29 protein-coding genes are annotated in these 26,310 nt (G+C 68.2%); 16 read left to right on the top strand and 13 right to left on the bottom strand.

From position 1 onward, the window contains the following. Positions 1 to 81 precede the first annotated feature (81 nt). The 8 genes from LK533_RS02255 to LK533_RS02220 all read left to right on the top strand — a co-directional run bounded on the left by LK533_RS02255 (position 82) and on the right by LK533_RS02220 (position 7,652). Entirely contained in the window at positions 82 to 1,290 is a 1,209-nt protein-coding gene (locus LK533_RS02255; RefSeq protein WP_229361130.1) for an ATP-binding protein, read from the top strand. Between the two features lie 74 nt (positions 1,291 to 1,364). Further along, positions 1,365 to 2,396 (top strand): substrate-binding domain-containing protein, encoded by a 1,032-nt coding sequence (locus tag LK533_RS02250; protein ID WP_229361129.1) that lies wholly within the window; start codon positions 1,365 to 1,367, stop codon positions 2,394 to 2,396. Positions 2,397 to 2,403: 7 nt separating this feature from the next. Next, positions 2,404 to 3,780, top strand: coding sequence for a phosphate ABC transporter permease subunit PstC (gene pstC / locus LK533_RS02245; protein WP_229361128.1), 1,377 nt, complete (start codon positions 2,404 to 2,406; stop codon positions 3,778 to 3,780). Next, complete coding sequence (pstA, locus tag LK533_RS02240; protein ID WP_229361127.1) at positions 3,773 to 5,068, top strand: phosphate ABC transporter permease PstA; 1,296 nt, start codon at positions 3,773 to 3,775, stop codon at positions 5,066 to 5,068. Before pstC ends, pstA begins: the two co-directional genes overlap by 8 nt. A gap of 32 nt (positions 5,069 to 5,100) precedes the next feature. Then, a complete protein-coding gene (gene pstB / locus LK533_RS02235) occupies positions 5,101 to 5,847 on the top strand; it encodes a phosphate ABC transporter ATP-binding protein PstB (RefSeq protein WP_229361732.1) in 747 nt (248 codons plus the stop codon). Between the two features lie 10 nt (positions 5,848 to 5,857). Then, positions 5,858 to 6,556 (top strand): phosphate signaling complex protein PhoU, encoded by a 699-nt coding sequence (gene phoU / locus LK533_RS02230; protein ID WP_229361126.1) that lies wholly within the window; start codon positions 5,858 to 5,860, stop codon positions 6,554 to 6,556. A gap of 8 nt (positions 6,557 to 6,564) precedes the next feature. Beyond that, positions 6,565 to 7,257 carry a phosphate regulon transcriptional regulator PhoB gene (phoB, locus tag LK533_RS02225; RefSeq protein ID WP_229361125.1) on the top strand — a complete coding sequence of 231 codons (693 nt, stop codon included), beginning with the start codon at positions 6,565 to 6,567 and terminating at the stop codon, positions 7,255 to 7,257. A gap of 71 nt (positions 7,258 to 7,328) precedes the next feature. Next, on the top strand, positions 7,329 to 7,652 hold the full coding sequence (locus tag LK533_RS02220) for a hypothetical protein (protein ID WP_229361124.1): 324 nt from the start codon (positions 7,329 to 7,331) through the stop codon (positions 7,650 to 7,652). A gap of 233 nt (positions 7,653 to 7,885) precedes the next feature. On the opposite strand, the gene LK533_RS02215 is transcribed toward LK533_RS02220, so the two are convergent. Then, a complete protein-coding gene (locus tag LK533_RS02215) occupies positions 7,886 to 8,230 on the bottom strand; it encodes a DUF2794 domain-containing protein (RefSeq protein WP_229361123.1) in 345 nt (114 codons plus the stop codon). Beyond that, positions 8,230 to 8,910: a serine O-acetyltransferase EpsC gene (epsC, locus tag LK533_RS02210; protein ID WP_229361122.1), complete on the bottom strand. Its 681-nt coding sequence runs from the start codon at positions 8,908 to 8,910 to the stop codon at positions 8,230 to 8,232. The genes LK533_RS02215 and epsC overlap by 1 nt, the downstream gene beginning before the upstream one ends. Before the next feature lie 150 nt (positions 8,911 to 9,060). Here epsC and LK533_RS02205 point away from each other — a divergent pair, with 150 nt between their 5' ends. Further along, positions 9,061 to 9,963: a hydrogen peroxide-inducible genes activator gene (locus tag LK533_RS02205; protein ID WP_229361121.1), complete on the top strand. Its 903-nt coding sequence runs from the start codon at positions 9,061 to 9,063 to the stop codon at positions 9,961 to 9,963. Between the two features lie 109 nt (positions 9,964 to 10,072). Continuing rightward, positions 10,073 to 10,741: a fasciclin domain-containing protein gene (locus tag LK533_RS02200; RefSeq protein ID WP_229361120.1), complete on the top strand. Its 669-nt coding sequence runs from the start codon at positions 10,073 to 10,075 to the stop codon at positions 10,739 to 10,741. A gap of 120 nt (positions 10,742 to 10,861) precedes the next feature. On the opposite strand, the gene LK533_RS02195 is transcribed toward LK533_RS02200, so the two are convergent. From LK533_RS02195 to pgsA, 3 genes are read right to left on the bottom strand one after another with little or no spacing between them, the layout of a single operon-like run. Next, positions 10,862 to 11,299 carry a molybdenum cofactor biosynthesis protein MoaE gene (locus LK533_RS02195; RefSeq protein WP_229361119.1) on the bottom strand — a complete coding sequence of 146 codons (438 nt, stop codon included), beginning with the start codon at positions 11,297 to 11,299 and terminating at the stop codon, positions 10,862 to 10,864. Further along, entirely contained in the window at positions 11,296 to 11,553 is a 258-nt protein-coding gene (moaD, locus tag LK533_RS02190) for a molybdopterin converting factor subunit 1 (RefSeq protein ID WP_229361118.1), read from the bottom strand. Before moaD ends, LK533_RS02195 begins: the two co-directional genes overlap by 4 nt. Then, a complete protein-coding gene (gene pgsA / locus LK533_RS02185) occupies positions 11,553 to 12,119 on the bottom strand; it encodes a CDP-diacylglycerol--glycerol-3-phosphate 3-phosphatidyltransferase (RefSeq protein ID WP_229361117.1) in 567 nt (188 codons plus the stop codon). Before pgsA ends, moaD begins: the two co-directional genes overlap by 1 nt. 130 nt (positions 12,120 to 12,249) lie before the next feature. On the opposite strand from pgsA, the gene LK533_RS02180 reads away from it, so the two are divergent. Further along, positions 12,250 to 13,539 (top strand): MFS transporter, encoded by a 1,290-nt coding sequence (locus LK533_RS02180; protein ID WP_229361116.1) that lies wholly within the window; start codon positions 12,250 to 12,252, stop codon positions 13,537 to 13,539. Between the two features lie 140 nt (positions 13,540 to 13,679). Here LK533_RS02180 and LK533_RS02175 read toward each other — a convergent pair whose 3' ends face one another. The 8 genes from LK533_RS02175 to LK533_RS02140 form a co-directional block, all read right to left on the bottom strand. Further along, on the bottom strand, positions 13,680 to 13,847 hold the full coding sequence (locus LK533_RS02175) for a hypothetical protein (protein WP_229361115.1): 168 nt from the start codon (positions 13,845 to 13,847) through the stop codon (positions 13,680 to 13,682). Positions 13,848 to 14,109: 262 nt separating this feature from the next. Then, positions 14,110 to 15,162 (bottom strand): UDP-glucuronic acid decarboxylase family protein, encoded by a 1,053-nt coding sequence (locus tag LK533_RS02170; RefSeq protein ID WP_229361114.1) that lies wholly within the window; start codon positions 15,160 to 15,162, stop codon positions 14,110 to 14,112. Then, entirely contained in the window at positions 15,162 to 16,247 is a 1,086-nt protein-coding gene (locus tag LK533_RS02165; protein ID WP_229361113.1) for a CgeB family protein, read from the bottom strand. The genes LK533_RS02170 and LK533_RS02165 overlap by 1 nt, the downstream gene beginning before the upstream one ends. Further along, entirely contained in the window at positions 16,244 to 17,332 is a 1,089-nt protein-coding gene (locus tag LK533_RS02160; RefSeq protein ID WP_229361112.1) for a CgeB family protein, read from the bottom strand. The genes LK533_RS02165 and LK533_RS02160 overlap by 4 nt, the downstream gene beginning before the upstream one ends. Continuing rightward, positions 17,329 to 18,441, bottom strand: a complete 1,113-nt coding sequence (locus LK533_RS02155) for a CgeB family protein (protein WP_229361111.1) — start codon at positions 18,439 to 18,441, stop codon at positions 17,329 to 17,331. Before LK533_RS02155 ends, LK533_RS02160 begins: the two co-directional genes overlap by 4 nt. After that, positions 18,438 to 19,541 carry a glycosyltransferase family 4 protein gene (locus tag LK533_RS02150; RefSeq protein WP_229361110.1) on the bottom strand — a complete coding sequence of 368 codons (1,104 nt, stop codon included), beginning with the start codon at positions 19,539 to 19,541 and terminating at the stop codon, positions 18,438 to 18,440. Before LK533_RS02150 ends, LK533_RS02155 begins: the two co-directional genes overlap by 4 nt. Beyond that, positions 19,541 to 20,641 (bottom strand): SDR family NAD(P)-dependent oxidoreductase, encoded by a 1,101-nt coding sequence (locus tag LK533_RS02145; protein ID WP_229361109.1) that lies wholly within the window; start codon positions 20,639 to 20,641, stop codon positions 19,541 to 19,543. Before LK533_RS02145 ends, LK533_RS02150 begins: the two co-directional genes overlap by 1 nt. Next, positions 20,638 to 21,750 carry an NAD-dependent epimerase/dehydratase family protein gene (locus LK533_RS02140; protein ID WP_229361108.1) on the bottom strand — a complete coding sequence of 371 codons (1,113 nt, stop codon included), beginning with the start codon at positions 21,748 to 21,750 and terminating at the stop codon, positions 20,638 to 20,640. The genes LK533_RS02145 and LK533_RS02140 overlap by 4 nt, the downstream gene beginning before the upstream one ends. A gap of 228 nt (positions 21,751 to 21,978) precedes the next feature. Between LK533_RS02140 and LK533_RS02135 the strand changes: the two genes are divergently transcribed. From LK533_RS02135 to LK533_RS02115, 5 genes are read left to right on the top strand one after another with little or no spacing between them, the layout of a single operon-like run. Then, positions 21,979 to 22,566 carry a histidine phosphatase family protein gene (locus LK533_RS02135; protein ID WP_229361107.1) on the top strand — a complete coding sequence of 196 codons (588 nt, stop codon included), beginning with the start codon at positions 21,979 to 21,981 and terminating at the stop codon, positions 22,564 to 22,566. Next, complete coding sequence (locus tag LK533_RS02130; protein WP_229361106.1) at positions 22,563 to 23,369, top strand: TIGR04290 family methyltransferase; 807 nt, start codon at positions 22,563 to 22,565, stop codon at positions 23,367 to 23,369. The genes LK533_RS02135 and LK533_RS02130 overlap by 4 nt, the downstream gene beginning before the upstream one ends. Beyond that, positions 23,366 to 24,301, top strand: a complete 936-nt coding sequence (locus tag LK533_RS02125) for a glycosyl hydrolase (protein ID WP_229361105.1) — start codon at positions 23,366 to 23,368, stop codon at positions 24,299 to 24,301. The genes LK533_RS02130 and LK533_RS02125 overlap by 4 nt, the downstream gene beginning before the upstream one ends. A gap of 25 nt (positions 24,302 to 24,326) precedes the next feature. Next, complete coding sequence (locus LK533_RS02120) at positions 24,327 to 25,304, top strand: MDR/zinc-dependent alcohol dehydrogenase-like family protein (protein WP_229361104.1); 978 nt, start codon at positions 24,327 to 24,329, stop codon at positions 25,302 to 25,304. After that, entirely contained in the window at positions 25,301 to 26,287 is a 987-nt protein-coding gene (locus LK533_RS02115; RefSeq protein WP_229361103.1) for a Gfo/Idh/MocA family protein, read from the top strand. The genes LK533_RS02120 and LK533_RS02115 overlap by 4 nt, the downstream gene beginning before the upstream one ends. Positions 26,288 to 26,310 lie beyond the last annotated feature (23 nt).

Below are 26,310 nucleotides of genomic sequence, written 5' to 3'. Positions count from 1 at the left end.
CCCAAAGCCGCAGGCGGGATGCCGTCCGCCGTGTCGCTGTGGGACGTTCCCGCCGCGTCGAGCCTAGCCTATAGGGCGGCCATGGCCATCGGTTCAGGGATTCGCACGCTAGCCGCCGCCGGGGTCGCGGTCGCCGGAAGCGTCGCCGGATTCCTGCTGGGGGCAGACATCAATGCGGTCGCGGTGGCAGCCGTCGCTGGCCTTGCGGCGGTGCTGATCGCGGCGTCGGGCGAAGCGCCAGAGAGCCTGCCGCGGCCGCAAACCCGCTCGGTTCCCAACGAGCCCGATGTGCAGGCGCTGATCGACGCGCTCGCTGGACCGGTGCTGGTAACCTCGGGCACGCAGGTTTCCTGCGCAAACCAGGCGGCGCGCGCGCTGCTGGGCGCGCACATCGTCGGCCAGGACGTGCGGATCGCGATCCGGCACCCGGCTGCCGCCGAGCGGCTGGTTGCGGACCCGGCAGACGGGCCCGGCAGCACCACCCACCTGGTCGGCATCGGCACCCGCGAACAGCGCTGGGAAATGCGGGTGCGTCCGCTCGGCAACGAACGCCGGCTGGTGCAGCTGGTCGACGAAACCCAGCTGCACGCCGCCGAGCGGATGCGCGTCGACTTTGTCGCCAACGCCAGCCACGAACTGCGCACCCCCCTCGCCTCGCTGCGCGGCTTTGCCGAGACGCTGCGCGAGGAAGCGGGCGAGGACTCGGAGCTGCGCGAGCGCTTCCTGGGCATCATGCTGGGCGAGACCCAGCGCATGCAGCGGCTGATCGACGAGCTGATTTCGCTGTCGCGGATCGAGGCCAGCAAGTTCCGCGCGCCCGACACCGTCGTGGTGCTGGACGCGCTGGTGCGCGAGGTGCGCGGCGCGCTGGTCGACCTGCACGGCGGGCGCGGCGGCGACCTGGTGCTGGAAGTGGCCGAGGTGCCGCCGGTGGTGGGCGATCGGGCGCAGCTGTCGCAGCTGCTCCACAATCTGGTAGGCAATGCCATGGCCTATGGCCGGCCGGGAACGCCGGTGCGGGTCGAGCTTCAGCCGCTGGGCGAAATGGTGCGGCTGCGCGTCGTCGACCAGGGCGAAGGCATTCCGCCCGAACATCTGCCGCGCCTGACGGAACGCTTCTATCGCGTGGACGCAGGGCGCAGCCGTTCGGTCGGCGGCACCGGCCTGGGCCTCTCGATCGTGCGCCACATCGTTGAGCGGCACCGCGGGCGGCTCGACCTCGCCAGCACGGTCGGTGTTGGAACCACGGTCACCGTATTGCTGCCGGCAGCCGACGAGGCCGTGTCATAAAAGCGCAATCAACCATGCGGATGGGCGAGAGGTGCGAACGTGCGAGTCCCGCGCCCGCTGTGGAGAAGACGACGATGATCCGCCGTATCGCGATGGTCACCGCTGCGCTGCTGGCGCTGGGGGCATGCGATCGCAACGTATCACGGGACCAGATTCGGGTGGTCGGCTCCTCGACCGTCTTCCCCTTCACCACCGCAGTGGCGGAGGCGATGATCAACGCCAATCCCGCCCTGCGCGCGCCCGTGATTGAATCGACCGGCACGGGTGCCGGCGTGAAGCTGTTCTGCGGCGGCGTCGGCCCCCAACACCCCGACATCCTCGACGCGTCGCGGCGCATCAAGAAGTCCGAGATGCAGGGCTGCATCGCGAACGGCGTGAAGGACGTGATGGAAGTGCAGGTCGGCGTCGACGGCGTCGTGCTGGCAGAGGCGAACAACGGCCCCAAGCTGCAGCTGAACGATCGTGACGTCTATCTGGCGCTGTCCGCCAACCCGCTCGGCAAGCCGAACACGGCGCGCTTCTGGAGCGACGTCAATCCGGACTTGCCGCACATCCCGATCCAGGTGTTCGGCCCGCCTTCCACCAGCGGCACGCGCGATGCCCTGGTCGAACTGGTGATGGTGCCCGCCTGTGAGGCCGCGATGCCCGAGGCCAAGGCGATGAAGGACAGCAACAAGGAACGCTACGAAGACCTCTGCACGCGCATCCGCGACGATGCCGCCTATGTCGACAAGGGCGAGAACGACAATCTGATCGTGCAGAACCTGTCCACCAACCCCAATGCGATCGGCGTGTTCGGCTTCAGCTATCTGGAGGAGAACCGCAGCCGCTTGCACGGCGTGCCGCTCGACGGGGTGACGCCGTCCTACGAGACGATCTCGTCGGGCACCTATCCGGGTGCGCGGCCGCTGTTCCTCTATGTGAAAAAGGCGCACCTGCGCGCGGTGCCCGGCATGACCGACTTCCTGGCGCGCTATGCCGATTCGTGGAACCCCGATGGCCCGCTGACGCGGCGCGGCATGATCGCGGCACCCGAGGCGGTGCGCACCGCCGCGCGCGCGGTCATCGCCCAAGGCACCCCTCTCGACCCCTCCGTCCTGCATTGATCCGAGCATGAGCAGCTTTGCCCTTTTCTTCCTGCTGATCGGCCTTGCCCTCATCGGCTGGATCGTCGCCCGCACGCGCGCCGGCAGCTTCGTGCGCCGCGGCGACGCGCGCCTGCACTCGCTGCCCAGCCAGCACGGCTGGTACATGGCGATGTGGGTAGCAATCCCTGCCCTGCTGTTCCTTGCCGTGTGGTCGGCGATCGCGCCGCAACTGGCCGAGGAAGCGGTTCTCGCCAGCCCGGCTGCCGCCACGCTTCCCACAGACGGGTTCGAGCGCGCCGCCGTGCTCGCCGAGGCCCGCGCGCTCGCCAACGGCAATGCCTATGGCGCATTCAACCCGCTGTCGGAGCCGCTGGTGCCGGTCTATGCCGCGGCGCAGTCACGCTACCTGTGGATCGGCACGGGGGTGGCGCTGCTGCTCGCCTTTGCGGGTGCTGCATTCGCCTTCACCCGCATCCGCCCGGATTTTCGCGCGCGAACCCGGGTCGAGCGGGCGGTGATGCTGGCGCTGCTCGCCGCGTCGCTGATCGCGATCCTCACGACGCTGGGCATCTTCCTGTCGCTGCTGTTCGAAAGCGGGCGCTTCTTTTCCATCGTGCCGATCGGCGATTTCCTGTTCGGCACCCGCTGGAGCCCGCAGGTGATCCGCGCCAGCGATCCTGGCGCGACGCTGGGCGCGGTGCCGCTGTTCTGGGGCACCTTCTTCATCGGCGCGGTGATCGCGATGCTGGTCGCGATCCCGTTCGGGCTGATGAGCGCGATCTACCTCACGCAATATGCGCGGCCGACGACACGCCGCTGGATGAAGCCGATCCTGGAGATCCTCGCCGGCATTCCGACGGTGGTCTACGGCTATTTCGCGGCGCTGACGGTCGGACCGGCGATCCGCGACCTGGCCGTGATGCTGGGCATGCCCTACGCCAGCTCGGAAAGCGCGCTTGCGGCAGGGCTGGTGATGGGCGTGATGATCATCCCGTTCGTCTCCTCGATGGCGGATGACTCGATTGCGGCGGTGCCCGGATCGATGCGCGACGGCAGCCTGGCGATGGGCGCCACCACATCGGAGACGATCCGCCGCGTGCTGCTGCCCGCCGCCCTGCCCGGCGTCGTCGCCGGCATCCTGCTGGCCGTCAGCCGCGCGATCGGTGAAACCATGATCGTGGTGATGGCCGCATCGGGCGCCGCCAACATCACGCTCAACCCGTTCGAGAGCACCACCACCGTCACCAAGCAGATCGTCGACCTGCTGACCGGCGAGGCGGAGTTCGACAGCCCCAAGACGCTGGCAGCGTTTGCCCTTGGGCTGACGCTGTTCCTCGTCACCCTTCTCCTCAACATCGTCGCGCTTCGCGTCGTGAAGCGCTATCGGGAAGCGTATGAATAGCCCCATCGTCGCGGGCATCCCCGCCGCCGGGCACGAACCGGCCGAGCGTCGCCCCACCGACTGGAAAGCGCGGGCGATGCAGCAGCGCATCCGCCGCCGCTATGCCGCCGAGCGACGCTTCCGGGCGCTGGGCTTCCTGGCGGTGCTGATCTCGGCCGGGTTCCTGGCGTTCCTGCTGGTGTCGATGCTGAGTGCCGGCATCGGCGGGTTCCAGCGCGCGCAGGTGGCGCTGCCGATCGACCTGCCCGCCGCGCAGTTGGAGGTGACTCCGGCCCAATTGACGAGCGCGGGCGCCGACCTGGCCCTGTCGGGCGCCGGGCTGGAGAACACGACCAGCCTCGCTGCGATGAAGGCGTTCGGCGAGGAACAGCCGGTGATCGCCGACAGCGCGTGGCTGACCGTGCGCGACGCGATCAAGGCCGATCCCACGCTGCTGTCGCGCCGCACCACCCTGTTCGTGCCGGCAGCCCCCGGCATCGAGGAAGCCTATAAGTCGGCCGGGAGCCCCGCCGCCGAGCAGATGGTCCAGCGCCTCAAGGCAGCCGGCGCGATCCGCAGCGGCTTCAACTGGAGCTTCCTGACCGGCGCGGATTCGACCGATCCGACCGCCGTCGGCATCTGGGGTGCGCTGAAAGGCTCGCTGCTCACCATGGCGATCACGCTGCTGATCGCCTTCCCGGTGGGCGTGCTGTCGGCGCTCTACCTTGAGGAATATGCCCCCAAGAACCGCTGGACCGACCTGATCGAGGTGTCGATCAACAATCTGGCGGCAGTCCCCTCGATCATCTTCGGCCTGCTCGGCCTCGCGCTGTTCCTCGGCACGTTCAACCTGCCGCGGTCGGCGCCGATCGTCGGCGGGCTGACGCTTGCGCTGATGATCATGCCGGTGATCGTCATCGCCGGGCGCAACGCCATCAAGGCGGTGCCGCCCTCCATCCGCGACGCAGCACTGGGCGTCGGCGCGAGCCCGGTGCAGGTCGTGTTCCACCATGTCCTGCCGCTGGCCCTGCCCGGCATCCTGACGGGCACGATCATCGGCATGGCGCGTGCGCTGGGTGAGACCGCGCCCTTGCTGATGATCGGCATGCGCGCCTTTATCGTCCAGCCGCCGCAGGGCCTGGCCGATCCTGCGACGGTGCTGCCGGTGCAGATCTTTCTCTGGTCCGACCAGGTCAGCCGCGGCTTCATCGAGAAGACCTCGGCCGCGATCCTCGTGCTGCTGGCGTTCCTGCTCGCGATGAACGCCTTCGCCATCTACCTCCGCAACCGCTTCGAGACCCGCTGGTGAACCATAGCCCCACATCCGCCACCGCGCCCAAGATGTCGGCGCGCGACGTCAACGTCTTCTACGGCGACAAGCAGGCGATCAAGGATGTCTCGATCGACGTCGACATGGACCGGGTGACCGCGTTCATCGGCCCTTCGGGCTGCGGCAAGTCGACCTTCCTGCGCACGCTCAACCGGATGAACGACACGGTGTCGAACGCGCGGGTGACCGGCGACATCCGGCTTGATGGCGAGGACATCTACGACAAGTCGATGGACGTGGTGCAGCTGCGCGCCCGCGTCGGCATGGTGTTCCAGAAGCCCAACCCCTTCCCCAAATCGATCTTCGAGAATGTCGCCTATGGCGCGCGCATTCACGGGCTCGCGCCCAGCCGCGCCGACCTGGAGGGGATCGTCGAACGCTCGCTACAGCGCGCTGGCCTGTGGGAAGAGGTGAAGGACCGGCTGTCGGACAGCGGCACCGCGCTTTCGGGTGGCCAGCAGCAGCGGCTGTGCATCGCTCGCGCCATTGCGGTCGATCCGGAAGTGATCCTGATGGACGAGCCCTGCTCGGCACTCGATCCGATCGCGACCGCCAAGATCGAGGAGCTGATCCACGCGCTGCGCGGGCGCTATGCGATCGTGATCGTCACCCACAACATGCAGCAGGCGGCCCGCGTGTCGCAACGCACCGCCTTCTTCCACCTGGGCAATCTGGTGGAATATGGCGTCACGTCCGAGATCTTCACCAATCCGCGACAGGAACGGACGAAGGATTATATTACCGGCCGCTACGGCTGAGGAGAGCAGCATGCCCACGGGCCACGAACATACCGTCAAGGCGTTCGATGCGGAGATCGGACACCTGCGCGCGCTGATCTCGCAGATGGGCGGGCTTGCCGAACAGGCGATCTCCGACGCGATGCTGGCGTTGCAGCGCAACGACCCGACGCTGGCCAAGGAAGTTCGCGCGGCAGACGAAAAGATCGACGCGATCCAGGCCGAGGTCGAGCGGCTGGTGGTGCGCGTCATCGCGCTCAGGGCCCCGATGGCGGACGACCTGCGCGAGGTGGTCGCCGCGCTGAAGATCGCGGCGGTCGTCGAGCGCATCGGCGACTATGCCAAGAACATCGCCAAGCGGGTGCCGATGATCCACCACGGCGAGGATCGGATCGAGGCGGTGTCGTTGCTGCCCGCCATGGCGCAGATGGCCAGCGACATGGTGCACGACGTGCTGGACGCCTTCTCGGCGCGCAACGCGGACGCGGCGATGGCGGTGTGCGAGCGCGACCATGCGCTGGACGATTTCTACGACAGCATCTTTCGCACGCTGGTAACCTTCATGGTCGAGAACCCGCGCACCATCGGCCAGGTGGCGCACCTGCTGTTCGTGGCGAAGAACCTGGAACGGATCGGCGATCACGCCACCAACGTGGCGGAGATGGTCTATTTCGCGGCAACCGGACGCTATCTGAGCGGACGCGAGCCCCAAGAGAGCTCGGAGCGCTGAAGGACGTCATGGCCAAAGCTAGCATGCTGCTCGTGGAAGATGATGCGGCGCTCGCCGAGCTGCTCGCCTATCATTTCCGGCGCGAGGACTTCGACGTCCGCCACACGCCCGACGGCGAGGAGGCGCTGCTGCTTGCGCGCGAAGCGACGCCCGACCTGGTGCTGCTCGACTGGATGGTCGAGGGGCTGTCGGGGATCGAGGTGTGCCGCCGCCTGCGCCGCGCGCCCGAAACGGCGAACGTGCCGATCATCATGCTCACCGCGCGCGGCGAGGAAGAGGACCGGGTGCGCGGGCTTGAAACCGGCGCCGATGACTATGTCACCAAGCCCTTCTCCCCGCGCGAGCTGGTCGCGCGCGTGAAGGCCGTGCTCCGCCGCGTGCGCCCGGCGCTGGCCGGCGAGACGCTCGCCTATGCCGATATCGAGATGGACACTGTGGGCCACAAGGTGCGCCGCGCGGGCGAGATCGTGCCGCTGGGGCCGACCGAGTTCCGCCTGCTCAAGCATTTCCTCCAGCATCCCGGCTGGGTCTTCTCGCGCGAGCGGCTGCTGGATGCCGTGTGGGGCCGCGACACGGAGATCGAGACCCGCACCGTCGACGTCCATATCCGGCGGCTGCGCAAGGCGATCAACGGCGACGGGCTGCCCGACATCATCCGTACCGTTCGGTCGGCAGGCTATGCGCTGGATGCGGGCAACTGAAACTCGTTACGGATAGATTCCGAAAATGGCGCGTTGAGGGTCCGCTGTTTCAATTTTCGGGAGAAGATACCATGAAGCTCCTTGCTCTTGCCGCCGCCCTGACCCTCAGCGGCGCGGCCGTCGCCCAGACCACTCCGGGCCAGACCACCCCGCCGACCGACGCCACCGGCTCGATGGGCACCACCACCGACACTACGACGACGACCGGCACGGACACCACCACGACTACCAGCGACACGACCACGGCAGCGCCGTCGTCGACCATGACCCCGTCGACCACCGGCCCGATCACCTTCGCGCCGCCGGCAACCACCCCCGCCCCGGCCGCGCAGGAAAACTATCCGGTGTGCTCGCGCACCGTGAAGGACAGCTGCCGCAACCCCGGCGGCAAGTAACGCCTAAGCGCCCCAAGCGCCACGGACGCGCGCCTTCCTAGCGGAGGGCGCGCGTTTGTGTGTCTAGGCGCGGGGAGCTGCGTATGCGCCTCCGGCGCTATCCTTCGGGAGTGGTGAATCCGGCGCGACGCCATTGCGCCCTTCGCAGAGACCTCGCCTGGCCCCGGGTGCGGACAGAAACGACCGCGGCGGCTGCTCAGGCCCGCTCCAACGGCGCTCGCCGTCTTACGCCCCTACTCCTCCACCAGCTTCATCAGCCGGCGTTCGACCGGGGCGAGCACCGGGCCCAGTTCGTGCCCGCGCTTCAGCACCGCGCCGACTTCGTTGACCAGCGCCCACATGCCCTGGCGATTGCGAAGCGCGGGGCGCTTTTCGATCCGGAACTCGGGCCGTTCGGCGGTACGGCGGAAGCAGGAGAAGACGGCGGCATCGCGGCCGAGGTCAATCGCATAGTCGCGCCAATGCCCGGCCGCGACCATCCGGCCGTAGAGGTCGAGGATGCGCGTAAGCTCGGCGCGCTCGAAGCCGATCTGGCTCGGGCGGGCGGCGCTGGCGGGAAAGGGCGTGACGACTCCCATCAGGCGCGGTTGCGATGCTCTTCTGCTTCAGCGACCGCCATATCCAGGCGGCGGCGCAGCGCCTCCAGCTCGCAGCGCAGCGTCTCGATCTTTTGCCCCTGCGGATCGTGCAGGTCGCGGCACGGGGTGCCATAGGGAACGAAATCGCGCTGATAGGCGGTGGAATCGACCAGAGTCGGACGCGCCGGAATGCCGACCATCACCGCCCCTTCCGGAACGTCGCGCGTGACCACGGCATTGGCACCGACGCGGGCGCGCGGGCCGACGATGATGGGCCCGAGCACCTGCGCGCCGGATCCGACGATCACGCCATCGCTCAAGGTCGGGTGGCGCTTGCCGGCGATGCCATTGTCCGGGCTCGTGCCGCCCAGCGTGACGTTCTGGTAGATGGTGACGTTGTCGCCGATCTCCGCGGTCTCACCGATCACGGTGAAGCCATGGTCGATGAAGAAGTTGCGGCCGATCTTGGCGCCCGGATGGATGTCGATCACGGTCAGAAAGCGCGAGAAGTGGTTTACCGCGCGCGCCAGGAAGAACAGCCGCGCCTGGAACAGGCGATGCGCGATACGATGGAAGCCAAGCGCCCACACGCCAGGGTACAGCAGGATTTCCGCGCGCGAACGCGGCGCCGGGTCCCGGGCCTTGATCGAATCGAGATATGCGCCGAGCCGCCCGGCCATGCTGTTTCCTTCCACGGTCGCCGACATTTAGGACGAGCCGCTGCGGATTTCCAGCAACACCGCGCAGATTGCGGGCCACAGCCGCGGCTATCGCATGAAGGGGCCCGCAATCGCTGGCAGGTGATCGACTGGCTCGATAAGAATACGGCCATGAGCACCACCTATCTGCCGACGCTGAAGCAGCTGCAATATCTGGTCGCGCTTCGCGACGCCGGCCACTTCGGCCGCGCGGCAGAGGCGTCCTACGTCACGCAGTCTACGCTGTCGGCCGGCATCCGCGAGTTGGAAACGCTGATCGGGGTGACGTTGGTCGAGCGCACCCGCCGGGTGGTGCGGTTCACGCCGCTCGGCGAGGCGATCGTCGACAAGGCACGCACGGTGATCCGCGAAGCGGAGGAACTGGCCGACATGGCACGCGCCGCTGGCCGGCCGCTGTCGGGCGAGATGCGGATGAGCGTCATCCCGACGATCGCCCCGTTCATGCTGCCGCGCATCCTGCCGCGGCTGCGGGAGGAATATCCGGACCTCAAGCTCTTCCTGCGCGAGGAGCCGAGCCAGGCGGCGTGTGAAGCGCTGCACCACGGCCGGTCGGACTGCGTGCTGCTCGCCCTGCCCTTCGCCTGCGGTGACGTGGAGGTGGCGCCCCTGTTCGACGATCCCCTCTACTTGGCGGTGCCGGAGGGGGACGCGCAGCCTGGGGCGGGGCCGATGGTCGCGGACGACATCGATGCCGCGCGGCTGTTGCTGCTGGAGGACGGGCATTGCCTGAAGGACCACGCGCTGCGGGCCTGCCCCCACCCGGAGCTGCGCGGGCGCGCGACGATGCTGGGCACCTCGCTCCACACCATCGTGCAGATGGTGGACAACGGACTGGGCCACACGATGCTGCCGGAAATGGCGGTGGAAGCGGGCATCCTGGACCACACCCAGGTGGTCGCGCGCCGGATCGACGCGGCCAAGGCATCGCGACAGATCGCGCTGGTGTGGCGGCGCGCCTCCCCGCGCGAGCGGGACTTCCGGCTGCTGGCGAGCATGCTCTCCACCCCGCAATGACCACAACTCGTCCCGGCGGGGTGGACAGACCGTGTCTCCGGAAGGTTCGATCGGGTGCTCCAGGCGTCCTGGCGACCTGCGCACAACCGTATCCGTTGAGGAGAAACTGATGTTCCGTCTTCCGATCGTATCCGCTCTGGCCGTCGTTGCCGCAACCGCGGCACCGGCGCTGGCGCAGACCACGACCGCGACGCCCGCCCCCCAGACGGCCCCGCAGACCAGCACCCCTGCGGGCACCACGCCCGTCACTCCGGCCGCCCCCGGCGCAGCACCGAATGCGCCCGCCAAGCCGAACCCGGCCGTCGGCGGCGCTCAGATGGCACCCAACAAGACGATCGTCGAGAACCTGACGGCGGCACCGAACCTTTCGACGCTGGTCAACGCGCTCAAGGCCGCAGGCGTGAACACCGCGCTTGCCGGCCCCGGCCCCTTCACCGTCTTCGCACCCGACAATGATGCGTTCGGCCGCCTCGCTCCGGGGACCATGGACACGCTGCTGAAGCCGGAGAACAAGGAAACCCTGGCAAAGATCGCGAACTATCACGTCGTGTCGGGCAAGCTCGACGCCGCAACGCTGAAGACGCAGATCGAAAGCGCCGGGGGCACGCTGACGCTGACGACCGTCGCCGGCCAGCCGCTGACCGCGGGGCTGGAGAATGGCGCGATCACGCTGACCGACGCCAATGGCACCAAGGCCTATGTCACCACCTATGACGTCAACCAGGCGAACGGCGTGTTCCACGTCGTGAACGGCGTGCTCGTCCCCAAGCTCGGCTGAATCTGCGCGGGAGGGGGGCTGGCCCCTCCTCCTGCACTATCTGGATAAGCCTTGGAGAGGTTGGGGCACGCGGGGCGTCTCGCGAAGACGGAGCCGACCTCAGGACCAACGGCCTGACCTTCAGCGCCAGCGACTCGCTGCTCCGCTGTCGGCCTCGCGCGCTTCCACCCAGCTTGCGCCATCCGCCCGGCGCTCGCGCTTCCAGAACGGAGCCTCTGTCTTCAGCCGGTCGATCAGAAAGGTGCAGGCCTCCAGCGCGGCATGACGATGTCGGGCGGCGGTGGCGACCAGCACGATGCGCTCGCCGGGTGCCATCGGCCCGACGCGGTGCACCACTGCCACCGCCTGCAACTGCCAACGCGTGGCGGCTTCCTCCGCCAGGCCGTGCAGCACCGCCTCGGTCATGCCAGGATAATGTTCGAGCGCCAGTTCGCTGACGCCATCGTCGGCGCGCACGAAGCCGGAGAAGCTTGCCACCGCACCGGCATCCGCACCCTCGACGCTGGCGAGCGTCGCTGCCAGGTCGATCGGCTCCGCCTGGACGACCGCGCGGATCATCCGCCCGTCACCGGCGGGAAGATCGCGATCTCTCGCGCGCCTTCGATCGATGCGTCGGGGCCGACGAAGCGCTGGTCGACCGCAGCGCGCAACCGCGCGCGATCGGCAAGGGCTTCGGCATGCGCGGGGCTCTTGCCCGAGAGCCATTCCACCAGCGCACCGACCGTGGCGATGCCCGCCGGCGGCTCGACGGTCTCGGCACCGGTACCCACCGCCTCGCGCACCCAGGCGAAATAGAGCATGGTGATCGGCATCAGCTGTCCATGTGCTTCAGGCCGACGCGAAGATAGTCCCAGCCGGTTACCAGCGTGAGCACGGCCGCGCCCCACAGGCAGGCGAGGCCCACAGCGCGCACCCACCAGATGTCGGGTACCGCCCCCGCGAGGATGAGCGCGCCGAATGCAACCAGCTGCAGCGTCGTCTTCCACTTCGCCAGCTGCGACACGGGAAGCGACACCTGGAGGCCGGCCAGGAACTCGCGCAGTCCCGACACCGCGATCTCGCGCAGCAGGATCACCAGCGCCGCGATCAGGTGGATGCCGGTGATCAGCGTCGTGTCATGGCGCGTGCTGACCAGCATCAGGATCACGGCAGCGATCATGATCTTGTCTGCGATCGGATCCAGGAACACGCCCAGCTTCGATACGGTGCCGTTCGAGCGGGCGAGATAGCCGTCGAAATAATCGGTCACGCCCATCAGGCAGTAGAGCGCAAAGGCGATCGCATAACCCGCATGCCATTGCGGCCACCACAAAAAGGCGACCAGCAGGGGTACCGCGAAAATCCGCGACAGCGTGAGGATGTTGGGAAGCGTCAGCACGCGCGGGGGTCTAGCACCGCCCCCCAAGCCGCGAGAAGCGCTAATCGCGCATTGAAGCGGCTCGCCCGGCTGGGCTATGCCGGGTGCCACAAGCCTGCGCGATGCAACGACATAAGGTACTGACGACACGATGCTGAATGCGCTCGGGCTGCTCAGGAAGCGCCGCTTCCTCCCCTTGTTCGTCACGCAATTCCTGGGCGCCTTCAACGACAACCTGTTCAAGCAGGCGGTCGTGCTGTTCGCGACCTATCAGATTTTCGCCGATGCGCAGGCGGAACAGAATTTCAACGCGCTGGCGACGGCGCTGGGCATCCTGCCGTTTTTCGTGCTGTCGGCGCTGTCGGGGCAGCTGGCCGACACCAGCGACAAGGCGCGCATCATCCGCATCGTGAAGACGGCGGAGATCGGGATCATGATCCTGGGCGCCGTCGGCGTGTTCCTGGCGCAGGCGGGCTGGATCAACCTGGGGCTGGCGCTGATGCTGGGCGCGGTGCTGTTGCTGGGCACGCACTCGACATTTTTCGGGCCGATCAAATACGCGATCCTGCCGCAGCATCTGAAGGACGACGAGGTGCTGGGCGGCACGGGCCTGGTGGAGGCCGGGACCTATCTCTCGATCCTGCTGGGCACGGTGATTGCCGGCTGGATCACGGTCGAGCATTCCGCGCTGCTGGTGATCGGCATCGCGCTGATCGGCTGGGTCACCGGCCGGATGGTGCCGAGCGCACCGCGGCTGGGGGCCGAGCTCAAGCTCAACTACAATCCCTTCACCTCCTCGTGGCGGCTGGTCGCGGCGACGATGCATATCCGCCGGCTGTTCCTGGCGATCCTGGCGATCAGCTTTTTCTGGACGATCGGGTCGGTGATGATCGTGATCTTCCCACCGCTGGTGAAGAATGTGCTGACCGCCAACGAGCGAGTCGCCAGCCTCACCATCGCGATCTTCTCGGTGGGCGTGGCGATCGGGTCGGTGGTGATCAACGCGCTGCTGCGCGGCAAGGTGTCGGCGAAATATGCGCCCGCCTCGGTGATCGCGATGGGCGCGGCGGTCGTCGCATTGTCGCTGGAATCGCGCGGCTGGGTGCAGGCGCCGGCGGGTACGCTGTACGGCTTCCACGATTTCCTGATGCAGCCGCGCGCGATCGGGCTGCTCGCGACGATGCTGGCGATCTCCGTCACTGGCGGCATGTTCGTGGTGCCGCTTTATGCGTTCCTGACGACCACGGTCACCAAGGACCAGACCGCGCGCACGGTGGCCGCCAACAACATCGTCAATGCCGGCGCGATGACGGTTGGCGCGGTGGTGGTGAGCCTGGTGAGCGCAGCGGGCGTGACGCCGGAGGACATGCTGCTGGTGGTGGCCGGCATGTGCGTGCTCTCGGCGTGGCTGGCGTGGAAACTGCACTGCGCCTGCGACTGAGGCCATTCGGATCGGGGTAGTTCGTCGGTCCGTCCATCCTGGGCCACGATCGAACGTCATGCCGTGTCGGCAGATGCTGATGCGGGTCTCCGACTTCGCTCAGCCCCACCTCAGCACGAACGGTTGGGGCGCAGGCTGGCTTACAGCAAGACGCTGTAGAAGCAGACGAAGAAGGCGGTGAAGCTCACCACGAACAGCTTCAGGTCGTCCTCGCCGTTGCTGGTGGCCGACGTGCGGCGCGTGTCTGCCAGCGCGCGGCGGAACGGGTGCGAGGGGCTCGATACGGGGCGGGAGTCTCGATGCGCCATGCCCGCGATGGTAAGGATTTGTTTACCATTTGCACGCGGGCGGGAGATGGCTTCAGTCCCGAAATGGAACGAGGCAGGACGCGGTCCTGCCCCCTTCCGCTTTCGTGCTTCCGCGCAGGCGGGAGCCCAGGGTCCCGGACGCTGACGACCCTGGCTCTGCTTCGCCCTGGATGCCCGCCTGCGCGGGGATACGGTTCTTGTTCAGCGTTATGCGTCGGCGGGTCTCAAACGGCTCGCACGAACCGTTCGCGACTTGGCGCCGTTACGCCCGGGCGCGCAGCGGTTCCGGCGTCGTCAGCTGGGCCATGTCGACGCCCAGTTCCTCGGCGAACCAGGCGCTGGTGCGCGCCAGGCCGTCTTCCAGCGGCACGGTCGGCTCCCAGCCGAGCACTGCCTTGGCGCGGCTGATGTCGGGGCGGCGGCGGCGGGGGTCGTCCTGCGGCAGCGGGGCGTAGGTCACGCGGCCGTCGACGCCGGTCGCGAGCAGCACCTTCTCCAGCAGCTCGTTGACGGTGAACTCGGTCGGGTTGCCCAGGTTGACCGGCTCCATCGGGTTGATGTCGCTTTCCATCAGCCGCATCAGTGCGTCGACCATGTCGGACACATAGCAGAAGCTGCGGGTCTGGCTGCCGTCGCCATAGACGGTGATGTCACGGCCCGACAGCGCCTGGCAGATGAGGTTGGAGACGACGCGGCCGTCGTCCGGGTGCATCTGCGGGCCATAGGTGTTGAAGATGCGAGCGACGCGCACCTCCGCGCGCTTCATGCGGGCATAGTCGAAGGTCAGCGCCTCGGCAGCGCGCTTGCCCTCGTCATAGCAGGCGCGCGGGCCGGTGCAGCTCACCCAGCCGCGATAGCCTTCCGCCTGCGGATGCACTTCCGGGTCGCCATAAACCTCGCTGGTGGAAGTGAGCAGGAAGCGGGCGCCGGTCTTTTCGGCCAGCCGCAGCAGGTGGTTCGTGCCGACGACGTTCGTCAGCATCGTGTGCTCAGGGTCAGCCTGATACTGCGGCGGCGAGGCGGCGCAGGCGAGATTGTAGATGCGCGTGATGCGATCGGCGCGATCCAGCACCGCCTGGGGCAGCGGGTTGACGATGTCCGCCTCCACAAAGGTGAAGTTTGGCAGCGCCTCCAGCAGCCGCAGGTTGGACGGGCGCGCGGTCTGGAGGTTGTCGAGGCACAGCACCTCATACCCCTGCTCCACCAGCGACCGGCACAGATGCGAGCCGATAAAGCCCGCCCCACCAGCGACCAGCGCTACGCCAGCATTGTCCTGCGCCATGTTCCGCTCCTTCTTTTCGTTCTGTTCGTTCATCATGCGGCCCCTGCCAACGCGGTCTGCGGTTCCTGCCGCGCAGCCGCTTCACGGAGGTGGTGTTCCAGTTCGGCAGCGCGATGCGCGGCAGTGTGGGCGGCCAGCACGCGAGCGCGCGCAGCCTCCCCCATTGCCGCGGCGTCCGCGCCCTCGATGGCGGCGATCACGGCGGCGCCATCGTCAGCGAGCAGGATCTCCTGGCCGGGTGCGAACAGGTCGTCGATCCCGTCCCAGCGATCCGACACGATCGGGGTTCCGCAGGCGCCCGCCTCGAACAGGCGCACCGAGGGCGACCAGCCGGCCGCGATCATGTCCGCACGCGTCACGTTGAGCGTGAAGCGCGACGCCGAGTAGAAGTCGGCGTGCTCGGACGGCGGCAGATGGTCGATGCGATCGACATTGGCCGGCCAGTCGATCGTGTCCGGATACTGCGGCCCCGCCACGACGAAGCGGCGATGCGGCAGCGCGCGCGCCGGCGCCAGCAGCAGCCGCTCGAGCGTCGGCTGGCGATCGTCGCTGTAGGTGCCGAGGTAGGACAGGTCCCAGCGCTTCTCCGTGCCCGTCGGCGCATAAAGCGCCGGGTCGACCGAGCAGTAGAAGGCCCGTGCCGCGGGCGAGCCATAGTCGCGTTCAAGCCGCTCCAGCGTCGGCCCGCCGGTGAACGACAGATAGAGGTCGTAGCCGGGAATCACCTCCGGCGAGAGATATTCGAAATCGCCGCGGGTGAGCTTGGCGAGCGTCACCGGCGTGTCGATGTCGTAAAAGGCGGTTACGCCCTCCGCCACGTCCTGCACATAACGCGCGACCGCCACGCCTTCGGGCACATAGGAGCCGACGATCACCGCGTCGGCGTGCGCGATCTGCTCGCGCCATGCGTCCAGCCCCTCCAGGTCGGCATAGAATTCCAGCCGGCAATAGTCGGGATCGACGTGGTCGCGGTGCGATGCGTACCAGGGCACGTCCCGCTCCAGGAAGAGGATGTCATGCCCGCGCGCGGCATAGGCCTTCAGCAGCGCACGAAAGGTGGTGGCGTGGCCGTTGCCCCAGGAAGACGACAGCGAAAGGCCGAGGACGACGAGCTTCATGCGACTTCCCGCTGCCGCTCGGCATGGGCCTGGAACAGCTGGTCCACCTGCGCGCCGCGCAGCGTGTAGGTGTGTTCGGCGAGCACGCGCTTGAGCGCTGCCTGCCCGATCGCCTGCGCGCGTTCGGGGGTCAGCGCGGCGAGATGATCCGCCACGTCCTGGCCGTCGCGCGCGACCAGCACTTCCTCGTCCGGGATCAGGAACTGCTCGATGCCTTCCCAGGCGTCGGTGATGAGGCAGGCGGCAGCGCCCGCCGCCTCGAACACGCGGGTCGCAGGCGAGAAGCCGACGTTTGCCATGCTGTCGCGCGCCACGTTCAGCACCGCACGCGGGGTGCAGTTGAACGCGTTGTGCTCCGCCGTATAGACGTGCCCACGATGGCGGACGTTGGCTGGCATGGCCTTGGTCTCCCAGCCATTGCCGCCGATGAGGAACTGCTGCTCGGGGAGCGCGGCTGCGGCCTTGAGGAAGAACTCCTCCACCCGGGCTTCGCGGTCGGGCAGGCGATTGCCGAGAAAGGCGAGGTCGCAGGCGAAGCGCGGATCGGGTTCGACCGGGAAATGGGTCGTCGGGTCGAGCGCGTTGTAGACCGGCACGCAGTCGGCGGCGCCGAAACCCTTGTACGCGTTCACGACCGGCGGGCCGCCGCCATAGGTGAACACCGCGTCGAGATCCGGAAGCGCGCGGCGCACGGGATGGTCCGCGTCGGCGCGCATTTCGTCCAGGGTGGCCGCGGCGTCGACGTCCCAGAAGATCTTGAGCGCGTGCGGCGCGGCATGCTCGACGATGCCCTCCAGCAGTTCGCGGTCGAACACGCCCACGCCGTTCGCCTTGACGACGATGTCGGCATCGGCCGCTTCGGCAAGCACGCCGCGCATCGCCTCTTCGGTTGCGGGGTACACCACCGAGCGCGCCCAGTCCGGTGCGTCGATGTCCCGGTGCTTCTGGCGATCGAAGGCGTCGGGTTCGTAGAAGCTGATCTGGTAGCCGCGCTGCGCCAGGTCGCGCAGGATGCCGCGGTAATAGGTGGCGGCGCCGTTCCAGTAGGACGACACCAGGCTCGATCCGTAAAAGGCGATCTTCACGCCACGTTCCTCTCAACTTGCGGGGCGCCGAGGCTCGCGACGACGGCGAGCAGCTCGTCGACACGGTGGGCGCAGGTGTGGCGGGCGCGGATCGTCTCCAGCCCGGCGGCGGCGAGGCTCGCGCGCAGGTCCGGGTCGTTGCGCAACGCCGTCAGGTGGCGAGTCATCTCGGCGCCGTCGCGGGCGACGAGATAGTCGGTGCCCGGGCGGAACAGCCCCTCGGCATCCTCCCACGGCGCCGACACCAGCGGCAGCCCGCAGGCGAGCGCCTCGAACACGCGGATGGTGGGGATGCCGGGCAGGATGGTCGCGTAGTAGCGGCGCGGGACGTGCACGGTGGCGAGATGCTGGGCGAAGATCTCCGGTGCCTTCGCATTGGGCGCCCAGCCACGATAGCGCGCCCCGTGTGAGGCGAGCATCGCCTTGGCCTCGTCCGGATAACGCACGCCGTAGATGTCGAGCGGCAGGCCCGCGGCGTTTGCGGGGCGGAAGAGGAAATCCTCCAGTTCCTGCGTACGCTCGCCGTCGCCCCAGTTGCCGATCCACACCAAGCCCTCGCGCGCACCTTCGTGCACCGGCGGGTGGAAGTGGCGGGTGTCGGCAGCCTCGTGCCAGGTCCAGACGCGCCCTTCCCAGCCCCAGTGGCGATAGACCTCGGACAGCGTCTCGCCGAACGCGAGCACGCCGTCATAGCCCGACAAGTCGAACGCCCGGATTGCGTCGGGATCGCTAACGGCGCGGTGGTGGGTATCGTGGAACAACAGGGTGAAGCGGCCGCCTCGCTTGCGCAGATCACCAATGGCAGCGACCAGCGCGGGGTCGTTCCATTCGTGGACGATCACCAGCTCGGCATCGCCGACCAGTTCGGCGGGATCGGTGCCGGGCGAAAAGCTGTCCGATGACAGGTCCGGATAGGCAGTGCGATAGGGCTCCAGCCCCGCTTCCCCGCCATCGGCGAGCAGGTTGGCGAGGCTCCAGTTGCCCTCCGGCTCCAGCGTGCGGACGTCGTGGCCGCGGGCGATCAACTCGCGCAGCACGCCGCGCAGGAAATGCGCGTTGCCGTGGTTCCAGCACGATAGCAGCGAATGGGTGAAATAGGCGATCTTCATGCCGCGGCACTCCGCGTGAGGGTTGCGGCGGGCTCGAGCAGCGCGCGGTAGAGCGCGGCCATGTCGTGCGCAACGGCGGTCGGCGTGTAGCGCGCGGCGCGCTGCTTCGCGGCCTCGCCCATCGCGGCGCGATGCGCGGGATCGGCGCGCAGGCTCTCGATCGCGGCGACGAAGCCGTCCTCGTCCTGCGCCGCCACGAAGGTTGCGGCGCCGTCCCACAATTCGCGGAAGGTCGGCAGGTCGGCGAGCACCAGCGGGCAACCGGCAGCCGCCGCCTCCAGCACCGCCAGGCCGAACGGCTCGAACCGCGCGGCGGAAACAAAGATCGGGCGCTGGGCAAGCCATTCGGCCAGCTCCGCCTCGCCGAGCAGGCCGAGCGGGTCGAGGTGATCGGCCGGCACCTGTTCGCCGTGCGGCCCGACCAGCGCCCCGGCGGCGTGGAACGGCACGCTCAGGCGCGCAGCGACACGGTCGAGCGAGCGGGTCTGCTTGACCTGATCCCACAGCCGCCCCGCGGTGAACACGCAGTCGGCAGGCTCCCCCGCCCCTTCGACCAGCGGCCGGCGGCCGTTGTGAACGGCAAGCGGCAGCTCGGCCAGGCCATAGGTGCGCTGGATCACCGCGGCGAAGGCTGCGGTCGGCGCGACGACGCGGCTGGCGGCGCGGAAACCCTGTTCGGTAAGTGTGCGCTGCCAGCGATAGTCCGGCGGCAGCTTGGTGCCGTTGGCGGCATCCCACCAGGTTGCGAGACAGCCGTGGGCGACCGCCACCAGCGGCACGTCGAACGCGCCGCTCGCCGCCAGCGTCGGCATGTTGCAATGGACGAGGTCGAAGCCCCGCTCGCGCACCAATGAAGCCAGCGCCTCGCCGGCCTCGCGCACCGGCACGGGGCCGTCACACAGCCAGTCGAGCGGCAGCCCCGTCTCGATCAGCGGGATGCCCGCTGCCTCGACCGGCGCCCGCTGCGCCGCGTTCGGCTCCGGCCCGAGCACCGCCACCGTCGGCTCAAAGCCGAGCGGGGCGAGCGCACAGGCGAGATCGGTTGCGTATTGCCACACGCCGCCGACGGCGTCGGCGGTGATCAACACCCGCACCGCCATCAAGCGGCCCCTGCGGACGCGTCCGCCGCCGGAACGCCAATGGGCGCATTGATGCCGCGCGCCTCAGCCAACCAGCGGGCCAGCCGTGCGACGCCGTCATGCCAGTCGACGCGCTTGCCCAGGCCAAGGGCCTCCTGCGCCTTGCGCGTGTCGGCGACGAAATAGCGCTGGTCACCCGCTCGCCAGTCGGAGAAGCTCAGGTCGACATCGCGGCCGAGCACTTCGCCGATATAGGCGAGCAGCTGACGCAGGCTGATCGCATTGTCCGGGCCACCGCCCAGGTTGAACGCCTGGCCCGCGACCGCGTCGATGTTGCGCCATGCGGCGACATAGGCGTCGACCGCGTCCGACACGTCCAGGATGTCGCGGACCTGATGACCGTCGCCGTAGAGCGTGATCGGCTTGCCTTCGAGCGCGCGGATCAGGAAGTGGGCGACCCATCCCTGGTCTTCGGTTCCCATCTGGCGCTGACCATAGATGCAGCTCATCCGCAGCACCGCGGTCTTCAGACCGAAGCTGCGCGCGTAGTCGAGCACATATTGGTCCGCCGCGCCCTTGGAGCAGCCATAGGGCGTGTGGAAGTCGAGCGGCCGCGCCTCGCCGATGCCGTGCGCGCGAACTTCCGCGTCCACGGGACGATAGGCCTGATCCTCCAGCACGAAATCAAGGTCGATCAGGTCGCCGTATACCTTGTTGGTGGAGGCAAAGATCACCGGCGTCTCGGGCGAGCGCGTGCGGATCGCGTCGAGCAGGTTCAGCGTGCCGGCGATGTTGATCGAGAAATCGTCGCGCGGGTCCACCATGCTGGTGGTCACCGCCACCTGCGCCGCCAGGTGGAACACCGCCTTGGCACCGGCGGCGGCGTCCGCCAGCCGAGCCTCGTCGCGGATGTCCGAATGGAGGAAGTCGATGCGGTCGCCGTGGCGCTGCTGCAGCCAGGCGAGGTTGGTATCCACCCCCGCCCGCGACAGCGCGTCATAGACGAGCACCCGGTGCCCCTCGCCGGCCAGACGGTCGGCGAGGTTGGATCCGATGAAGCCCGCGCCGCCAGTGACCAGGATCGGCCGCGGGTCCGCCGCAGCGTTCCCCTCGCCCGTCATGCCACCAGGCCCCGCTTCTCCAGTTCGGAACGCATCTGCTCGACACGGTCCTGCGCGGTCTGCTGCGCGACCCATTCGGCGAGTTCGGCGAGCCCCTGCTGGAAGTCCTGCGTCGCGCGGAAGTCGAGCTTTTCGGCGGCCAGCGTCGTGTCGCAGAAGCAGTGGCGGATGTCGCCGATGCGCGCCTTGCCCACCACTTCGGCGGTCAGGTCGTTCTTGCCCATCGCCTTGGCGAGTTCCTCGGCCACTTCCTTGACGGAGCGATGGTTGCCCGAGCCGATGTTGAAGGTGCCGCCGACTGCCTGCGGCAGCACCAGCGCGTCGGCGAACGCGCGTGCCACGTCGCTGACATGCACGAAGTCGCGGCGCTGCTCACCGTCCTCGAAGATCAGCGGCGACTGGCCGTTCAGGAAGCGCGAGGCAAAGATCGCGAGCACGCCGGTGTACGGGTTCGACAGCGCCTGGCCGGGGCCATAGACGTTGAACAGCCGCAGGCACACGCCCTCGATGCCGTACGGCTCGGACATGATGTGCGTCGTGCGTTCCTGCACATATTTGTTGAGCGCGTAGATCGAGGCGAGGTTCGGGCGCTTCCACTCCGGCGTCGCGACGGGGCTGAGCGGGCGGCCCTGCGCGTCGGTCGGCTCCCAGTTCTTCTGCCCGTCCTTCAGCGTCTTGCGCTCGGCATTCTCGACGAGCTCACCATCGGCGTCGCGATAGAGGCCCTCGCCATAGATGCTCATCGACGATGCGGTGACGACGCGGCGCACCGGCTTGTCGATCAGCGCCTCGAACAGCACGGCCGTGCCGACGTCGTTGGTCGAGGTATAGCGCTCGACTTCGTACATCGACTGGCCGACGCCGACTTCCGCCGCGAGGTGGATGACGCTGTCGACGCCGTCGAGGGCCTTCAGCACCGCGTCCTTGTCGCGCACGTCCGCGCGGATCAGCTCGGCTTCCTTGTTGAGCATCTGCGAGCCGTCGGTCGCGCCATGGACCTGCTCGATCAGGCTATCGAGCACACGCACTTCGTTGCCGCGTGCCAGCAGTTCGTCGGCGACGAAGCGCCCAATGAATCCCGCCCCCCCGGTAATGAGAACTCGTTCCATTCTTCCTCCCGCTCTAGGCCCCGGCTGCATCCCCCAGCGGCGCCTGCGTTGACTTGGCTCGCCCAAGCCTGTTCAAAGGCTTGTGTCCGTGATGAGGAAAAGCTTCTTCTTCATCTTTGTTCCCTGAGTTCGTTCCGGATCGGAAACATTTTTGCGCGCGATGGGAACCAAAAGACGCCGCAATGCGCTTTCAGCATCTATGTTGATCCTGCCCGACGCGGGCGCGCATTGAGCGCGGCCGTCCTTCTTGCGCGTCACGGAAGCCATGATGAGGTTGGCGCGATCCTGAGTGGTCGGTCGGAGATCGTGCTCAACGCCGCCGGCCGTGCCGAGGCCGAGCGCCTGGCCGATCGCCTGGCGCGGACCCCGCTCACCGCGATCCACAGCAGCCCGCGCCGGCGGACCCGCGAGACCGCGGAGATCGTCGCTGCGCGCCACGGGCTGGAGGTGCTGCTGGTGGACGCGCTGGATGAAGTGGACTTCGGCGCCTGGTCCGGGCGCAGCTTCGCAAGCCTCCACGGCGACCCCGACTGGGACCGCTGGAACGCCGAGCGCGCGACCGCCCCTACTCCGGGCGGCGAGACCATGGCAGCCGCGACCGCACGCGCCGCGGCGCATGTCGCGTCGCTGGAGGCGACCGGCGGCACGGTGCTGTGCGTCAGCCACTGCGACGTGATCCGTGGGGTTGCAGCGCATTTTCTCGGGCTCAGCCTCGACCGACTGCTCGCGTTCGACTGTGCACCGGGCTCGCTCACAACACTGGCGCTGGCCGGGAGCCAGGGCCGGATCGTCACGCTCAACGAGGTGCCGCAATGACCAAGATGCCGACCGACCGGCTGCGCGAGGAAGTGGCGCGGCTTGCGCCCTGGTTCCACAACATCGATTTGGGCGACGGCATCCAGACCGCGCCCGAGCATTTCCTGGGCGATTATCCGCGCTTCAAGTTCGAACGCTTCGGCCCTGCCCTGCCGGAGGACATGACCGGCAAGACCGTGCTCGACATCGGCTGCAACGCCGGCTTCTACTCGGTCGAGATGAAGCGGCGGGGTGCGTCGCGCGTGCTCGGCATCGACAGCGACGAACGCTATCTGGCGCAGGCGCGGCTGGCGACCGAGGCGCTGGGCTTCACCGGCGTCGAGTTCGCCAAGCTGTCGGTCTATGACGTGGCGTCGCTGGGCGAGAAGTTCGACCTCGTGATCTTCATGGGGGTGCTCTACCACCTGCGCCATCCGCTGCTGGCACTGGACCTGATCCGCGAGCATGTCGCGCGCGACCAGATGCTGTTCCAGACGCTGCAGCGCGGGTCCGACGAGGTGTGTGACGTGCCGGAGGATCACCCCTTCTACGTACCCGGCACCTATGATGCGCCTGCCTATTTCGACGATCCGGGCTATCCCAAGATGCACTTCATCGAGCGCGAGTACGCGCACGACTGGACCAACTGGTGGGCGCCCAACCATGCCGCGTCGGAGGCGATGCTGCGGGCATCCGGCTTCACCGTCGAGGCGCGGCCGGAGCGCGACGTCTATCTGTGCCGCGTGGCACCCGTTCCCTATGCGGAGTACGGGCCGGCGGCAGTCTATCCGGCCCGCGGGCCGGCACAGGGGGAAGCCAAGTGATCGAAGCCGCGATGCTCTGGAACGAGCCGAACAACAAGTCGCACTGGGACCCCGAGCTCGACCCCGAATGGGCGATCTTTGCCGACACGATGGTGCGCGCGGGCAATGCGATCCACGCGATCAACCCCAACGTCACCCGGGTGCTGGGGGGCATGTCGCCGATCGACCCGGCCTGGGTGCAGCGGATGGAAGCGCGCGGCGTGCTAGACGCGGTCGACGCGGTCGCGGTGCACGGCTTCCCGCTCGACTGGAACCTGTGGCCGATCCACGCCTGGCCGGACAAGATCGCCGAGATCGAGGCGGTGACGAACAAGCCGATCTGGGTGACCGAGGTCGGCGTCGGCTCGTTCGGGGCCGAGGAGGTGCAGGTGTTCGGCGTCAACAAGACCGCCGAGCTGCTGGTGGGCCGCGTGCCGCGCATCTTCTGGTATTCGCTCTACGACCTGCCGCAGAGCTGGGGCGCCACCACCCGCCACCGCGAGGCGGAAGGTTCGAGCTACTATCGCCATTTCTACATGGGCCTGATCCGCGAGGACGGCACCCCCAAGCCCGCGCTCGACGACTATGCCAAGGTCGCGTCGGAAATGGGACTGATGCAGTGGTTCCATTATGAGGACCCGCGGCTGGACGAGGCGGTCGCCTGGATGAAGCGGCTGGGCACAAAGAAGCTGCGCACCGGGCTCAGCTGGGCCGACAGCTTCCGCCCCAACGCGCTCGACTGGTTCGACCGGCAGATGGAGGCGCTTGCGGACTTCGACGTGACCGTCACCTTCTGCTTCACCCCCGAGCATCTGGGACCGGGCAAGCACCACACCAGCCCGCCCTACGAGCCGCAGCAGTTCGCGGACTTCTGCGCGTGGATGATCGATCGCTATGCGCCGGCAGGTGGCGTTCAGGCCGCGGCCGAGCCCGCGCTCGAAGTGCGCGCCTGACCCTTTTACCCGAACAGGAATGACGATGACCGAGACGATGCGCGCGGCGGTGCTCGCCGCGCCCGGCACGATGGAGATGCAGCAGGTTCCCCTGCCCGTGCCCGGCACGGGCGAGGTGCGGGTGAAGCTGGAGGGCTGCGGCGTTTGCGCGTCCAACGTCGAGCCGTTCGAGGGACAGCCCTGGTCGCAGTTCCCGGGTGAGCCGGGCGGCATGGGCCATGAAGGCTGGGGCGTGGTCGACGCGCTCGGCCCCGACGTGACCGGCGTCGCAATCGGCGATCGCGTGGCGATGCTGTCGGGCAAGTCCTATGCCGAATATGACGTCGCGAACGTCGACGCACTGGTGAAGCTGCCCGCAGCGCTGGCGGGCAAGCCTTTCCCCGGCGAGCCGCTGGGCTGCGCGTTCAACATCTTCCGCCGCACCGATGTGCAAGCGGGGCAGACGGTTGCGATCGTCGGCATCGGCTTCCTGGGTGCAGTGCTCACGAGGCTCGCGACCGAGGCTGGTGCGCGCGTGATCGCGATTTCCCGTCGCCAGTCGTCGCTCGACCTCGCCCGCCATTATGGCGCGGCCGAGACGATCGTGATGGACGATCACTGGCGCATCCTGGAGGATGTGAAGCGGCTGACCGACGGGCGCGGCTGCGACCGCGTGATCGAGTGCGTCGGCAAGCAATGGCCGCTCGACCTCGCCAGCGAGATTGTGCGCGAAGGCGGTCGGCTGGTGATCGCGGGTTATCACCAGGACGGCCCGCGCCAGGTCAACATGCAGATGTGGAACTGGAAGGGCATCGACATCGCCAGCGCGCATGAGCGCGATCCCGCAGTGAACCTGCGCGGCCTGCAGGAAGCCGCCCAAGCGGTGGCATCCGGCCGGCTGGATCCGACGCCGCTCTACACCCACCGCTTCCCGCTCGACCGGCTGGACGAGGCGCTGATCGCCACCCGCGACAAGCCGGACGGCATGGTCAAGGCGCTGGTGACGTTCGGAGAACCGGCATGACCCGTCCGAAGCTCGGGTTCCTGGGCGTGGGCTGGATCGGTCGCCACCGCATGGAGGCGATGCTCGCGACCGGCGCGGTCGAGGCGACCGCGATCAGCGACCCCTCGCCCGAGATGGTGGCGGAAGCGCAGAAGCTGGCCCCCGATGCGGCCGTGGTCGACTCGCTCGACGCGATGCTCGCGCTTGGCCTCGACGGCGTGGTGATCGCCACCCCGAGCGCGCTGCACGCCGCTCAGTCGATCCAGGCACTGGAGGCCGGCTGTGCGGTGTTCTGCCAGAAGCCGCTCGGCCGCAGCGCCGCCGAAGCGCGCGCCGTGGTCGATGCCGCCCGGCGTGCCGACCGGCTGCTGTCGGTGGACTTCTCCTACCGCTTCACCGCCGGCATGCAGCAGATTGCGCCGCTGGTGCGTGACGGATCGCTCGGGCATGTCCATGCGATCGACCTGACGTTCCACAACGCCTATGGCCCGGACAAGCCGTGGTTCTACGACCCGGCCCAGTCGGGCGGCGGCTGCGTGATGGACCTGGGCGTGCACCTGGTCGACCTGGCGCTGTGGACGCTGGGCTTCCCGGAGGTGGTCGAGGTCACCTCGCATCTGTCGAGCGGTGGCCAGCCGCTCACAGACCCCGATACCCGAGTCGAGGACTTCGCGGTCGCGACACTGGTACTGGCGGGCGGCACGGTGGTGCGGCTCGCCTGTTCGTGGCGCCTGCCCGCGGGCCAGGATGCGGTGATCGAGGCGAGCTTCTACGGCACTGGGGGTGCCGCGGCGCTGCGCAACCTCAACGGTTCCTTCTACGATTTTCGCGCCGAGCGGTTCGACGGCACGGCGCGACACCTGCTGGCGGATGCGCCCGATGCCTGGGGCGGCCGTGCAGGCGCGGACTGGGCCGAGCGGCTGGCGCAGTCGCCGCGCTTTGCCGAGGATGCGGAGGAGCTGGTGCACAGTGCAGCCGTGCTAGACCGCATCTACGGCCGCTGACGGGCGAGGCTTGCACCGACTCG

Origin of the sequence: Sphingomonas sp. PL-96, assembly GCF_020707215.1 — a bacterium.
GTDB lineage: Bacteria > Pseudomonadota > Alphaproteobacteria > Sphingomonadales > Sphingomonadaceae > Sphingomonas.
Note: the sequence above shows the minus strand (reverse complement) of the source record. Positions and strands in the feature narration are given on the sequence as shown.